Annotated in this window: 14 protein-coding genes; 8 read left to right on the forward strand and 6 right to left on the reverse strand. The window is 53.4% G+C overall.

The window, feature by feature from the left end; genetic code table 11:
• Positions 1-172: 172 nt before the first annotated feature.
• On the forward strand, positions 173-2164 hold the full coding sequence (tkt, locus tag P2W74_RS03780; RefSeq protein ID WP_276293948.1) for a transketolase: 1992 nt from the start codon (positions 173-175) through the stop codon (positions 2162-2164).
• Between the two features lie 55 nt (positions 2165-2219).
• Here the strand turns inward: tkt and P2W74_RS03785 are convergent, their stop codons facing one another.
• From P2W74_RS03785 to P2W74_RS03805, 5 genes are read right to left on the reverse strand one after another with little or no spacing between them, the layout of a single operon-like run.
• A complete protein-coding gene (locus tag P2W74_RS03785; RefSeq protein WP_276293949.1) occupies positions 2220-2891 on the reverse strand; it encodes an ABC transporter ATP-binding protein in 672 nt (223 codons plus the stop codon).
• Positions 2885-3562 carry an ABC transporter ATP-binding protein gene (locus P2W74_RS03790; RefSeq protein ID WP_276293950.1) on the reverse strand — a complete coding sequence of 226 codons (678 nt, stop codon included), beginning with the start codon at positions 3560-3562 and terminating at the stop codon, positions 2885-2887. The genes P2W74_RS03785 and P2W74_RS03790 overlap by 7 nt, the downstream gene beginning before the upstream one ends.
• Positions 3550-4257 carry an energy-coupling factor transporter transmembrane component T gene (locus P2W74_RS03795; protein ID WP_276293951.1) on the reverse strand — a complete coding sequence of 236 codons (708 nt, stop codon included), beginning with the start codon at positions 4255-4257 and terminating at the stop codon, positions 3550-3552. Before P2W74_RS03795 ends, P2W74_RS03790 begins: the two co-directional genes overlap by 13 nt.
• Complete coding sequence (locus tag P2W74_RS03800; protein WP_276293952.1) at positions 4257-4835, reverse strand: ECF transporter S component; 579 nt, start codon at positions 4833-4835, stop codon at positions 4257-4259. The genes P2W74_RS03795 and P2W74_RS03800 overlap by 1 nt, the downstream gene beginning before the upstream one ends.
• A gap of 25 nt (positions 4836-4860) precedes the next feature.
• Positions 4861-5286 (reverse strand): PPC domain-containing DNA-binding protein, encoded by a 426-nt coding sequence (locus P2W74_RS03805; RefSeq protein WP_276293953.1) that lies wholly within the window; start codon positions 5284-5286, stop codon positions 4861-4863.
• Between the two features lie 375 nt (positions 5287-5661).
• Between P2W74_RS03805 and epd the strand changes: the two genes are divergently transcribed.
• From epd to srsR, 7 genes are all read left to right on the forward strand, one after another.
• Positions 5662-6681 (forward strand): erythrose-4-phosphate dehydrogenase, encoded by a 1020-nt coding sequence (gene epd, locus P2W74_RS03810; protein WP_276293954.1) that lies wholly within the window; start codon positions 5662-5664, stop codon positions 6679-6681.
• Between the two features lie 48 nt (positions 6682-6729).
• Positions 6730-7893 carry a phosphoglycerate kinase gene (gene pgk / locus P2W74_RS03815; protein WP_276293955.1) on the forward strand — a complete coding sequence of 388 codons (1164 nt, stop codon included), beginning with the start codon at positions 6730-6732 and terminating at the stop codon, positions 7891-7893.
• 92 nt (positions 7894-7985) lie between these two features.
• Positions 7986-9065, forward strand: a complete 1080-nt coding sequence (gene fbaA, locus P2W74_RS03820; RefSeq protein ID WP_276293956.1) for a class II fructose-bisphosphate aldolase — start codon at positions 7986-7988, stop codon at positions 9063-9065.
• 190 nt (positions 9066-9255) lie between these two features.
• A complete protein-coding gene (locus tag P2W74_RS03825; protein WP_276293957.1) occupies positions 9256-10116 on the forward strand; it encodes a small-conductance mechanosensitive channel MscS in 861 nt (286 codons plus the stop codon).
• Positions 10117-10324: 208 nt separating this feature from the next.
• The gene (argO, locus tag P2W74_RS03830) at positions 10325-10960 is read left to right on the forward strand and encodes an arginine exporter ArgO (protein WP_203360046.1); all 636 of its coding nucleotides are present in this window, start codon (positions 10325-10327) and stop codon (positions 10958-10960) included.
• A gap of 93 nt (positions 10961-11053) precedes the next feature.
• Positions 11054-11800 carry an oxidative stress defense protein gene (locus P2W74_RS03835; protein ID WP_192613425.1) on the forward strand — a complete coding sequence of 249 codons (747 nt, stop codon included), beginning with the start codon at positions 11054-11056 and terminating at the stop codon, positions 11798-11800.
• Between the two features lie 148 nt (positions 11801-11948).
• Positions 11949-12845, forward strand: a complete 897-nt coding sequence (gene srsR, locus P2W74_RS03840; RefSeq protein ID WP_271443923.1) for a LysR family transcriptional regulator SrsR — start codon at positions 11949-11951, stop codon at positions 12843-12845.
• Here the strand turns inward: srsR and P2W74_RS03845 are convergent.
• Positions 12842-14308, reverse strand: a complete 1467-nt coding sequence (locus tag P2W74_RS03845) for an acetyl-CoA hydrolase/transferase family protein (protein ID WP_276293958.1) — start codon at positions 14306-14308, stop codon at positions 12842-12844. The genes srsR and P2W74_RS03845 overlap by 4 nt on opposite strands.
• Between the last annotated feature and the right edge of the window lie 17 nt (positions 14309-14325).

Here is a 14325-nt window from a genome sequence, read left to right on the forward strand (position 1 = left end):
GATTGCGCAACCTACGATCGTGTTCAGGAGATTTCCGAAACGGCAAAAGGATGCTCCATGTACATGGCTCGCGGCTTGGGTTACATTGTTGGCACTTTTTTCCGGCGTAGCCCAAAACGCGCGGTCGTCAAGTCGTTTGGGTATGGCCTTCATCATCCGATCTGGAGTCAAAATGTCCTCACGTAAAGAGCTTGCCAATGCTATTCGTGCGCTGAGCATGGACGCAGTACAGAAAGCCAAATCCGGTCATCCGGGTGCCCCGATGGGTATGGCTGACATTGCCGAAGTCCTGTGGCGTGATTTCCTGAACCACAACCCTCAGAACCCGGCCTGGGCTGACCGTGACCGCTTCGTGCTGTCTAACGGCCACGGCTCCATGCTGATTTACAGCCTGCTGCACCTCACCGGCTATGATCTGCCGATGTCTGAGCTGCAGAACTTCCGTCAGCTGCATTCCAAAACCCCGGGCCACCCGGAAGTGGGTTACACCGCGGGTGTTGAAACCACTACGGGTCCGCTGGGTCAGGGTATTGCTAACGCAGTCGGTATGGCTATCGCAGAAAAAACGTTGGCAGCGCAGTTTAACCGTCCGGGTCACGACATTGTTAACCACTATACCTACGCTTTCATGGGCGATGGCTGCATGATGGAAGGTATCTCTCACGAGGTATGTTCCCTGGCCGGTACGCTGAAACTGGGTAAACTGGTTGCGTTCTACGATGACAACGGCATCTCTATCGATGGTCATGTTGAAGGCTGGTTCACCGATGATACCGCTAAACGTTTCGAAGCCTACGGCTGGCACGTGGTGCGTGGTGTTGACGGACATGATGCACAAGCAATTAAACGCGCAGTAGAAGAAGCGCGTGCTGTGACCGACAAACCGTCCCTGCTGATGTGCAAAACCATCATCGGTTTCGGTTCCCCGAACAAAGCCGGTACGCACGATTCTCACGGTGCGCCGCTGGGCGATGCAGAAATTGCACTGACCCGTGAGCAACTGGGCTGGAAACACGCACCGTTCGAAATCCCGTCTGAAATCTACGCGCAGTGGGATGCCAAAGAAGCAGGCCAGGCGAAAGAGTCCGCATGGAACGAGAAATTCGCCGCTTACGCGAAAGCCTTCCCGCAGGAAGCCGCTGAATTCACCCGTCGTATGAAAGGCGAAATGCCGTCTGACTTCGACGCGAAAGCGAACGAGTTTATCGCTAAGCTGCAGGCTAACCCGTCCAAAATCGCCAGCCGTAAAGCGTCTCAGAATGCGATCGAAGCGTTTGGTCCGCTGCTGCCAGAATTCCTCGGCGGTTCCGCTGACCTGGCACCAAGCAACCTGACCCTGTGGTCCGGTTCTAAAGCGATCAACGAAGATACTGCCGGTAACTACATCCATTACGGTGTACGTGAATTCGGTATGACCGCTATCGCGAACGGTATTTCCCTGCACGGTGGTTTCCTGCCGTACACCTCTACCTTCCTGATGTTCGTTGAATACGCACGTAATGCCGTACGTATGGCAGCGCTGATGAAACAGCGTCAGGTGATGGTCTACACCCACGACTCCATCGGTCTGGGCGAAGATGGCCCGACTCACCAGCCAGTAGAGCAGGTGGCTTCTCTGCGTGTGACCCCGAACATGTCCACATGGCGTCCGTGTGACCAGGTTGAATCCGCAGTCGCGTGGAAATATGGCGTTGAGCGTCAGGACGGCCCGACCGCACTGATCCTTTCCCGTCAGAACCTGGCGCAGCAGGATCGTACCGAAGAGCAACTGGCGAACATCGCTCGCGGTGGTTACGTGCTGAAAGATTGCGCGGGCCAGCCTGAGCTGATCTTCATTGCTACTGGTTCTGAAGTTGAACTGGCCGTGGCTGCCTGGGACAAACTGTCTGCGGAAGGCGTTAAGGCGCGCGTGGTTTCCATGCCGTCTACCGACGCGTTCGACAAGCAGGATGCCGCTTACCGTGAATCCGTACTGCCGAAAGCCGTTTCCGCACGTGTTGCTGTGGAAGCCGGTATCGCAGACTACTGGTTCAAGTATGTGGGCCTGAACGGCGCCATCGTCGGCATGACCACCTTCGGTGAGTCTGCACCGGCAGAGCTGCTGTTTGAAGAGTTCGGCTTCACCGTTGACAACGTCGTTGCCAAAGCGAAATCGCTGCTGTAATTACGCTGTTTTCGTTAAAAACGGGTCGCTCAGGCGGCCCGTTTTTTTTGAACGCTCAGGGTAAAGATAACGGGGATGGGGTTAACAAATGACCTTGTTCAAGGCGAACCACCCGGGGAAAGTGACGCTGTGTAAACGCAGCATCATGGCTAATTGCTATCACGCTGGTATCCCGCTGGCGGCAAACCGCGAGCCAGTTCTCGAAGACGGTCAGCCAGTGTGCGTCAAAGTCCCGGCTGGGTTCATCAAGCATCAGAATGGCGGGCGCCATTGCTTCAAGGCTTGCAACGGCGACCATTCGGCGCTGCGCCGTATGCAGATCCAGCGGATGCGCGTCGGCAACATCGTCTAACTGACACAATTGCAATGCGGCGGCGGTGCGTTGCGCAACTTCATCCGGCGATCGTTTTTGTAACCGCAATCCAAAGGCGACTTCTTCTGACACTTTGCTGTGAAACAGTTGGTTTTCGGCTTCCTGAAACAGGACGCCGAACACGTTTGCCCGTTCACGGTTTTTCAGTTGCGCAATCGGTCTTCCCTGAAGGAGGATGGAACCGGATGACGGGGAGAGCAACCCGGCCATCACTCGCAGCAGCGTGGATTTACCCGCGCCATTATCACCGGTCAGCGCCAGCCATTCGCCTGTTTTGATCTCCAGTGAGATTGCCCGAAGACAATCGTCCGAGGCTCCCGGCCAGCGATAATTGACCTCAGTTAGCGTTAGCATCGTACAGACAATTCTCCGTTATGAAGCTGCCAGGTGTGTTGGCAATACGCGAGAAAAGGCGCGGGGTCGCGCTCGAAAAGTATAATCAGCGCCTGTTGCGCCTTCGCCCAGTCCTGCAAACGCTCCAGCAGCAACTGGGTGGCGTGTGCGGTTAAACGACTGAAGGCTTCATCAAGGATCAGGAGCGTCGGTTGCATCGCTAATGCACTGGCAATCACCACGCGTTGCGTCTCCCCGCCGGAGAGCGTTCCAGGATGGCGATGGCGTAGCGTCTGACATGCTGTCAGAGTGAGTGCATGGTCAATACGGCGCATGATTTCCGCCTCGCTGAGCCCGAGATTTTCCGGACCAAATGCGACTTCTTCTTCCACGCTGAAGGTACAACCGGAAAGCTGCAGGTAAGGCGACTGCTGGACGAGCTGAATGGTTTGTGACTGCTCTACCAAAGTGCGCTCGCCGATCGGCGCGCCCAGAAGGTATCCTTTGCCCTCAATCTCGCCAGGCAGAAAATCGGGGTACCAGCCGGCCATCAGTTGAGCCAGCGTGCTTTTCCCGCTGCCGTTATCACCAAAAATCGCCACCATGCCGGGTTCAGCGTAGTGGAAATTAACCTTAGACACAGGGCGTGTGGTCTGTGTCGGGTGATAGCAAAACTGTTCTAGCGTAACCATATCCAGACTCCCGCTTCCGCCAGCATGAAAAGCACCATACTGTAGCGCGCCACACGCTGAAACGTACTGTCCGCTGGCGCCCATAGCGTGGTACGGCGTCGGTGTAATCGAAATGCCCGCATATCCAGTGCTGCGCCGCGTACCGCCAGATCGTTGAGGGCATTATGTGTCAGAGGAACAATCAGCGCAGGCATGGCGCGAAGCCGCTGATACCAGCCTTCATCCAGCGGCACACCGCGTGCGCGCTGCGCTTCGTGAATGATCGCCAGTTGTTGCCTGAGCTGTTCTACCACCAGCAGCGGCCCCGCAAACAGATAAGCGACGCCAGGGGGTAAACGAGACGCAAACAGCGCGCGGATAAACTGGCGAACCGGCACGTACTGCATCCAAAGTTGTGACGTGGAGACAATCGCCAGAATCCGCAGCCACAACGTGATGGCTTGCGCCCAGCGCTGTGGATCGCGCGGCTTACCGCTGATCCACTCGCTAAGCCAGCCGCCGTGCACGAGCCACAGGCCAAATCCCAGCGAAAGCATCAGCCACGCAACGTATTTTGCCCGCTGACGTGTGGCCTTCACCCCCGCTAAACAGAGAAAGGCGGCTCCGCTGTAGAAAGGAAGTATGGTGTTAGTGGGCAGCAGCAACGTGGAGCAGGCCGCCAGTGCCCACAGGGTTAACGAGGTGAACGGGTGCATTAGCGCACGGCAGACATTGTGGGGAAATGGCGTGTAGTGCGAAGCGGCAGCTGTCGCAGTAGCATCCAGACGATAACCGCCGTCAGGATCTTATCGACCAGATTGGCACCCAGCACGGTAATGGCGACAGATTCCACCAGATTCTGGCCGACAGAGTGCATCCAGGCGATAAACAGATCGGCGCCGCTGCCGGTCACCCCGCCAAAGAGCGCGGTACGCAAGGGTACGGCAACCAGCGTGACCGCCAGTGTAATCACCACGCCGCTGGCCACGACTTTCGGTAATGTGCGAAACCAGCCCGCCCGTGCCAGCCATCCAGCGACCAGGCCAATGATCATGGCGACGGGCGCGAATGCCGCTGCAATAGGATCGGTCAACAATCCCCAGAGTAGATTAGTCAGTAATCCGGTCAACATACCAATGACGGGACCTAACAGCACTGCGCTTATCAGGGTGCCGATAGAATCCAGAAAAATGGGCAGTTTCAGCATGCTGATGAGCTGTCCGCCGATCATATTGATGGCTATAGAAATCACAATCAGTACCAGCGACTGGCTGGAAAATTGACGACGCGCCATAAAAAACCTCTTACCAGGTGAAGGATTAACGGGGGGAAATAACCAGTTCGTCATAGGTGGAAATCGCACAAGGCTGGCGGTTAAACGCCACTGCGGTCAGCTCGCCGATCACCAGTTCAAGCGTGGTGCGAACGGTGCAGCCAGGCATCATATGGCCGCCCAGCATGGCACCCTTTGGATCTGAGACTGAGAGATGCAGATGTTCGCCAGTGAGTTCGAGCGTGCCGCTCAGAGAGATCACTTCATACGTTCCGCTAAGCAGTGTGGTTTCTTCCTGTCCGGCGTATCGCAGGGCGATGTCGGTCAGACTGCCGGTACAACCTGCAATCCAGGCGGCTTGCAGCTGGTGTTGGTTTACAAACGCATGTAACTGTGTGAAGACTTCCTGACCGGGAAGCAAACGAAGCGCATAAAACCGTGCTTCAGACGAGGGAAGATGAGATGTAGTCATATTTTGAGGGACTCCGAGACTCGGACGTAAAGCTGATAATATAGACGCTGGTGGCTGTGCTTCCTGATATAAATCAGGATTTACGACGCGACAACGAAAAGATCTTGCTACGCTTATTCGCAATTCTGGAATATGGAATAAAACAGAGGCGAGTGGGTGCCGAAATGTGACGTAAGTCAGATAACTGCGTTCTTTGACTGGACAATCATTCCTTTTATTCCTGGTTTCGCTTATTCTAGCTGAAGCGTTTCAGTCGATTAAATGTTCGACAAGTAATCAATCAGTCGCAGTTTGCGACAGGTAAGGTTTTCCTCGACGATTTGCTGGATTACTCTGTCAGCCTCATTTGAATCGGGATAGCCTTGCAGGAGACCTATGACCGTACGCGTAGCGATTAATGGCTTTGGTCGTATCGGACGTAATGTGGTTCGTGCTTTGTATGAATCCGGACGTCGGGCGGAAATCACCGTGGTGGCAATCAACGAACTGGCGGATGCTGCAGGCATGGCGCATTTGTTGAAATATGACACCAGCCATGGGCGTTTTGCCTGGGATGTTCGCCAGGAGCGCGATCAGCTCATCGTTGGCGATGATGCTATTCGCATTTTGCACGAACGGACTCTCGACGCGCTTCCCTGGCGTGAACTGGGTGTTGACGTCGTGTTGGATTGCACCGGTGTCTACGGCAACCGCGAGCACGGCGAGGCACATATCGCCGCTGGCGCAAAGAAAGTGCTCTTTTCACATCCTGGCAGCAACGATCTCGACGCCACCGTGGTATTTGGCGTGAATCAGGAACAGTTGCGGGCAGAACACCACATTGTCTCGAATGCCTCCTGCACCACCAATTGCATTATTCCGGTCATCAAGTTGTTGGATGATGCTTATGGCATTGAGTCCGGAACCGTCACCACGATCCACTCGGCTATGCACGATCAACAGGTGATTGATGCGTATCATTCTGACCTGCGGCGTACGCGAGCTGCGAGCCAGTCGATTATTCCGGTTGATACCAAACTGGCCGTCGGTATTACGCGAATTTTTCCGCAATTCAACGATCGATTCGAAGCGATTGCCGTCCGCGTGCCGACCATAAATGTGACGGCGATCGACTTAAGCGTGACGGTGAAAAAACCAGTAAAAGCCAATGAAGTCAATCAGTTGCTGCAAAAAGCAGCACAAGGTGCATTTCATGGTATAGTTGACTATACGGAATTACCGTTGGTCTCTGTAGATTTTAACCACGACCCGCACAGCGCCATTGTTGATGGCACTCAAACGCGTGTGAGTGGTGCTCACCTGATCAAAACACTGGTCTGGTGCGATAATGAATGGGGCTTTGCTAACCGCATGCTCGACACAACGTTAGCTATGGCTGCTATTGGTTTCAGGTAAGGCGCGTGAGCGCTTGCAAAACTTTAAGAATCAACGAGAGGATTCACCATGTCTGTAATTAAGATGACCGATCTGGATCTTGCTGGTAAACGTGTTTTTATCCGTGCGGATCTGAACGTACCAGTTAAAGAAGGGAAAGTAACCAGCGACGCGCGTATCCGTGCTTCCCTGCCAACCATCGAACTGGCCCTGAAGCAGGGTGCAAAAGTGATGGTAACTTCCCACCTGGGTCGTCCTACCGAAGGCGAGTACAACGAAGAATTCTCTCTGCTGCCGGTTGTTAACTACCTGAAAGACAAACTGTCTAACCCGGTTCGTCTGGTAAAAGATTACCTGGACGGCGTTGAAGTTGCAGCCGGTGAACTGGTGGTTCTGGAAAACGTTCGCTTTAACAAAGGCGAGAAGAAAGACGACGAAGCACTGTCCAAAAAATACGCTGCATTGTGCGACGTATTCGTCATGGATGCCTTCGGTACGGCTCACCGTGCACAGGCTTCTACTCACGGTATCGGTAAATTCGCAGACGTTGCTTGCGCAGGCCCGCTGTTGGCTGACGAACTGGAAGCACTGGGCAAAGCACTGAAAGAACCGGCTCGCCCGATGGTGGCTATCGTTGGTGGTTCTAAAGTTTCTACCAAACTGACCGTTCTGGATTCTCTGTCTAAAATCGCTGACCAGCTGATCGTGGGCGGTGGTATCGCCAACACCTTCGTTGCTGCTCAAGGCCACAACGTCGGCAAATCCCTGTACGAAGCTGACCTGGTTGATGAAGCAAAACGTCTGCTGACTATTTGTGACATCCCGGTTCCGGCTGACGTTCGCGTAGCGACTGAATTCTCTGAAACTGCAGCGGCTACCCTGAAATCTGTTTCTGACGTTAAAGAAGACGAGCAGATCCTGGATATCGGTGATGCTTCTGCACAGCAACTGGCTGAAATCCTGAAGAATGCAAAAACCATTCTGTGGAACGGTCCGGTAGGCGTGTTTGAATTCCCGAACTTCCGTAAAGGTACTGAAATCGTTGCTAACGCCATTGCAGACAGCGAAGCATTCTCCATCGCTGGCGGCGGCGACACTCTGGCAGCTATCGACCTGTTCGGTATCGCTGACAAGATCTCCTACATTTCCACTGGCGGCGGCGCATTCCTCGAATTCGTGGAAGGCAAAGTACTGCCGGCAGTAGCAATGCTCGAAGAGCGCGCTAAGAAGTAAGTCATTAAAGGGCAGGGAAACCTGCCCAATTTTCAGCGCGCTTTGCAAGCACGCACCATTTTCTAAGGCCCGACGATACAGGACAACGAAACATGTCTAAAATTTTTGATTTCGTAAAACCAGGCGTAATCACTGGTGATGACGTACAGAAAGTGTTCCAGGTAGCAAAAGAAAACAACTTCGCTCTGCCAGCAGTTAACTGCGTCGGTACCGACTCCATTAACGCCGTTCTGGAAACCGCTGCAAAAGTTAAAGCGCCGGTTATCGTTCAGTTCTCTAACGGTGGTGCTTCTTTCATCGCGGGTAAAGGCGTGAAGTCTGATGTTCCTCAGGGCGCAGCAATCCTGGGTGCTATCTCTGGTGCGCATCACGTTCATCAGATGGCTGAACACTACGGTGTTCCGGTTATCCTGCACACTGACCACTGCGCGAAGAAACTGCTGCCGTGGATCGACGGTCTGCTGGACGCGGGTGAAAAACACTTTGCTGCTACCGGCAAGCCGCTGTTCTCTTCTCACATGATCGACCTGTCTGAAGAGTCTCTGGAAGAGAACATCGAAATCTGCTCCAAATATCTGGCGCGCATGTCCAAAATGGGCATGACCCTGGAAATCGAACTGGGTTGCACCGGTGGTGAAGAAGATGGCGTAGACAACAGCCACATGGACGCTTCTGCACTGTACACCCAGCCGGAAGACGTTGATTACGCGTACACCGAGCTGAGCAAAATCAGCCCACGCTTCACCATCGCCGCTTCCTTCGGTAACGTACACGGCGTCTACAAGCCAGGTAACGTGGTTCTGACTCCGACCATCCTGCGCGACTCTCAGGACTATGTTTCTAAGAAACATAACCTGCCGCACAACAGCCTGAACTTCGTTTTCCACGGCGGTTCCGGTTCTACTGCTCAGGAAATCAAAGACTCCGTAAGCTACGGCGTAGTGAAAATGAACATCGATACCGACACCCAATGGGCGACCTGGGAAGGTGTTCTGAACTACTACAAAGCGAACGAAGCTTACCTGCAGGGCCAACTGGGCAACCCGAAAGGCGAAGATCAGCCGAACAAGAAATACTACGATCCGCGCGTATGGCTGCGTGCTGGTCAGGCAACCATGATCACCCGTCTGGAGCAGGCTTTTACTGAACTGAACGCGGTTGACGTTCTGTAATGTAAGCCATTCTGCATGACACGAGGCCCGCATTTGCGGGCCTTTTTTATGATGAATTCAAGATACTGTCAGTACTGAATGTGTGATCAACTTGGCAGAATCCGTCCTTTTTGTTTACTCTTGTCAAACTGCCAGTCTGTTGGGGCCGGCTTTATTTCTCCCGTTTGGGTAAGCAAAAAAGGAATAGTGAATGGAAGATCTCAATGTTGTCGACAGCATTAACGGTGCAGGCACCTGGCTGATTCGCAACCAGGCATTACTGCTGAGTTATGCCGTTAACATCGTTGCTGCAATCGCTATCATCATCGTCGGGATGATCGTGGCGCGTATCGTGTCGAATACCGTGAACCGTCTGATGGTTGCGCGTCAAATTGATACGACGGTCGCGGACTTTCTCTCTGCGCTGGTTCGTTACGGTATCATCGCCTTTACGCTGATTGCGGCACTGGGTCGCGTTGGGGTTCAGACCGCCTCCGTCATTGCTGTACTGGGTGCCGCAGGTTTAGCCGTTGGTCTGGCGCTGCAGGGGTCTTTGTCAAACCTCGCGGCAGGGGTATTGCTGGTGATGTTCCGTCCGTTCCGTGCCGGTGAGTACGTTGACCTGGGCGGCGTCGCGGGAACGGTACTTAACGTGCAAATTTTCTCCACCACCATGCGTACCCTGGACGGTAAAATCGTGGTGATCCCGAACGGTAAAATCATCGCCGGAAATATTATTAACTTTTCCCGTGAGCCGGTTCGCCGTAACGAATTTATTATCAGTGTGACATACGATTCCGATATTGATCAGGTGAAAAAGATCCTGACCGATATCATTCAGTCTGAAGATCGCATTCTGAAAGACCGTGAAATGACGGTACGTCTGAATGAGCTGGGCGCGTCATCGATTAATTTCGTGGTGCGTGCCTGGAGCAACAGCGGCGATCTGCAAGAAGTGTATTGGGATGTGCTGGAACGCATTAAGCGTGAGTTTGATGCGCAGGGCATTCGCTTCCCGTCGCCGAAAATGGACGTCAACTTCAAGCGCGTGAAAGAGAGCGCGGCAGAGTAATTTTTACGTTTTCGTATGGCCTGATGGCGCGATGCTATCAGGCCTACAACGGCAGTCTTTCGTCGTCCGTATCAAGCATTCGCTGTCATCCGGCATTTTCTTCTCTCTCCATTAATTCCTCTAATCTGTGATTAAAATTATCAATTTCCGCTAATGATTTTGCCGCGCTATAGTCTGCACTAAAGATGAATAGTTCGGGATGTTTAACGTGTTGTCTTATTATTTTCAAGGGCTTGCGCTCGGCGCGGCCATGATTTTACCGCTCGGCCCACAGAATGCGTTTGTCATGAATCAGGGGATTCGTCGGCAGTATCACCTGATGATTGCCTTACTTTGCGCTGTCAGCGACTTACTGCTGATTTGTGCGGGGATCTTTGGCGGCAGCGCATTGTTAATGCAGTCGCCGTGGCTGATGGCGCTGGTTACCTGGGGCGGCGTGGCCTTTCTCCTGTGGTATGGCTTCGGCGCGTTAAAAACGGCAATGAGCAGTAACCTGGAACTCGCCAGCGCGGAAGTGATGAAACAGGGGCGCTGGAAAATCATCGCCACCATGCTGGCGGTAACATGGCTGAATCCGCATGTTTATCTGGATACCTTTGTGGTGCTGGGGAGTCTGGGTGGACAGCTGGATGTCGAACCCCGACGCTGGTTCGCTCTCGGTACGGTAAGTGCGTCATTTCTTTGGTTCTTTGGCCTGGCGCTGCTGGCCGCCTGGCTGGCGCCGAGGCTGCGTACCGCTAAAGCCCAACGCACGATTAATATTCTGGTGGGTCTGGTGATGTGGTTTATCGCTTTTCAACTGGCAAAAGAAGGTGTTGCGCACGTTCATGCTCTCTTTATTTAGGCCTGGTCTGATAGACAATATGCAGATACCCGCTAAGCTTGCCTGCATGCGCCCTGAGTTTCAGGGCGATTAACGAAACATGGAGGAGCGACAGTGAAGTTCAAAATGATGGCCCTGGCGGCATTAGTCGGATTCAGTGCAATCTCGGTACAGGCAAATGAATTACCTGCCGGACCGCACATTGTGACTTCCGGTACAGCAAGTGTGGATGCGACTCCAGATATCGCGACGCTGGCGATTGAAGTCAATGTTGCGGCGAAAGATGCGGCAACCGCCAAGAAGCAGGCGGACGAGCGCGTGGCGCAGTATCTTTCCTTCCTTGAGCAAAATCAGATAGCGAAGAAAGATATCAGTTCAGCCAACCTGCGCACGCAGCCGGACTACGATTATCAGAATGGTAAAAGTGTCCTGAAAGGCTACCGTGCGGTGCGTACCGTTGAAGTGACTCTGCGTCAGCTGGATAAACTTAACGCCCTGTTGGATGGCGCACTGAAGGCCGGTTTGAACGAGATCCGTTCAGTCTCGCTGGGTGTTGCGCAGCCGGAAGAATATAAAGACAAGGCGCGTAAAGCGGCGATTGACGATGCAATCCATCAGGCTCAGCAACTGGCGGCGGGTTTTAACAGCAAGCTGGGACCGGTCTACAGTGTGCGCTACCACGTCTCCAATTATCAGCCCAGCCCGGTGGTACGGATGATGAAAGCGGATGCGGCGCCTGCCGTGTCGGCTGAGGAAAGCTATGAGCAGCCGACCATCCAGTTTGGCGATCAGGTCGATGTGGTATTCCAGTTGGAACCTGCCGCAGGGCAGCAACAGGCAACTCCCCCTAAAGCCCAATAATCTACAGAACCCGGCGTCACTGCCGGGTTTTTAGTCCTTTCCTTATTTCCCGCATTTATTCTGTGAGCAACTGTAAAAGTGGGACGCCACATCCAGTCTTTTTCTTCAACTGCATGAGGATATGCCATAGTGAATTTTTGAGGTGACTATGGATATCTTTATTTCAAAGAAGATGCGCAATTTCATTCTGTTAGCGCAAACCAATAATATTGTCAGAGCGGCGGAAAAAATACATATGACGGCCTCTCCCTTTGGCAAAAGCATTTCGGCGCTGGAGGACCAGATTGGTTACACGCTGTTTACCCGCAAAGATAACAGCATCAGCCTGAACAAAGCGGGGCAGGAGCTGTATCAAAAACTTTTTCCGATTTATCAGCGTTTATCCGCAATCGATAACGAAATTCACCACTCGGCCCGCCGCTCGCGCAATATTGTGATCGGAATCGACAATACCTATCCCACCATTATTTTCGATCAGCTGATAAGCCTCGGTGACAAGTATGACGGCGTGACCGCGCAGGCCGTTGAATTTAGCGAGAACGGGGTGATCGATAACTTGTTCGACAGAAAGCTCGACTTTATTCTTTCGCCGCAGCAGGTTTCAGCCCGCGTCCAGCAGCTGGACAATCTCACCGTGACAGACTTACCGCCGCTGCGTCTGGGGTTTCTGGTCTCCCGGCGTTATGAAGAGAGGCAACCGCAGGAGCTCTTACAGGAATTACCCTGGCTACAAATGCGCTTCCAGAACAGAGCCAATTTTGAAGCAATGCTGGATGCGTATATGCGCCCGTGTGGGATTAGCCCTACGATTATCTATCGGCCGTACAGTTTTATGGCGAAGATTAGCGCCGTAGAGCGCGGACAGTTTTTGACGGTAATACCGCATTTTGCCTGGCGTCTGGTGAATCCGGCAAAACTCAAGTATTTCGACGCGCCGCACAGCCCGATGTATATGCGTGAGTTTCTCTATTCCTTGAAGAACCATCGTTATACCGCCACGATGCTTCAGCATATTGCCGAAGATCGTGACGGTACCGCGAACTAACCGAGCATCGAACCGCTTTCCTGCAGGTTGCGGTGGAGATCAAACGCGTGACTAAGATCGTGATGGATATGCCCGCCGGGGGCATTTTCCAGATAACGGTGCAGATAATCCCGGTACAGCGGATGCGCGCAGTTGTCGATAATCGTGCGCGCGCGCTGAAGCGGGGATAACCCGCGCAAATCAGCAATACCTTGCTCGGTAATAATGACCTTCACGCTGTGTTCACTGTGATCAACGTGACTGCACATCGGGACAATCGTTGAAATCTTCCCGTCTTTCGCAATAGATGGCGCCATGAAGATAGACAAATAGGCGTTGCGTTCAAAATCGCCGCTGCCGCCGATGCCATTCATCAGATTGACACCGGCAATATGCGTCGAGTTGGCGTGGCCATAAATATCAAACTCAAGACCGACATTCAGTGCAATTACACCAAGGCGGCGAATAATCTCCGGATTATTGGAGATCTCCTGTGGCCGGAGCACGATGCGGCTGGCGAAGAAATCCATATTGTCGTAAATCTTCTGCAGTGAATTAGCCGAAACGGTCAGGCTGGATGCGCTGGCGCCGGTAATTTTCCCCGTCTCCAGCAGATGCACCACCGAGTCTTGCAGTACCTCGGAATACATCATAAACGGCGGGATCTCCGGATTTTCGCCAAGTCTCGCCATGACCGCATTGTTAATATTGCCAACCCCGCTTTGCAGGGGCAGAAATTCAGGTGGAATGCGCTGATTCACGATTTCATTGAGTAAGAACGTCACGACGTTGTCGGCAATTTGCTGGCAGGTCGGGTTTTCTTTTGTCGTCGTGTTTCTGGCGTCGGGTAATTCGGTTTCCACCAGGGCGACAATCTTTTTGGGATCAATCTGCACACAATGGCTACCTACGCGATCCATGGTATGAAAAATAGGTACGCTATTACGTCTCGGCGGCGCGCCGGGAATGACGATATCGGCCAGTTCGGAGACCCGCGGACTATGGTAGTGATTCAGTTCTATGATCACCTTTTTCGCCCGCAGCAGCCAGGTCGGCGCATTGCCGATCCCGCTGGAAAGCCAGACCCGGCCATCCGGTGCAATCGATGAGGCCTCGATCACCGCAATGTCAATGTCGCCAAAGAAGCCGTAATTGACCATTTGCGCCACTTCGCTCAGGTGCAGATCGACAAAATTAACCTGCCCCTGATTGATTTTTTCCCGCAGGCCGGAGGAGGTCTGATAGGGCGCTCGCCAGGAGACGGCGTCCGCCTCCGACAGTGCGTCGTCTGCCGCCGCGCCGATAGAGGCGCCGGTCAGCAGACGGATCTGAAAGGGCTGTTGTGCGTCATGCTTTTCACTGGCACGTCTGGCAATGGCGGCGGGCAGGGCTTTCGGCGATCCGGCCGGGGTAAAACCGCTGAAGGCAACCATATCATCGTGCTGAATAAACTCCGCCGCTTCATCGGCGCTCATTCGTTTCATCCTGCGTTCCTTAGTTG

It is taken from the genome of Citrobacter enshiensis, assembly GCF_029338175.1.
Lineage (GTDB): Bacteria > Pseudomonadota > Gammaproteobacteria > Enterobacterales > Enterobacteriaceae > Citrobacter_D > Citrobacter_D enshiensis.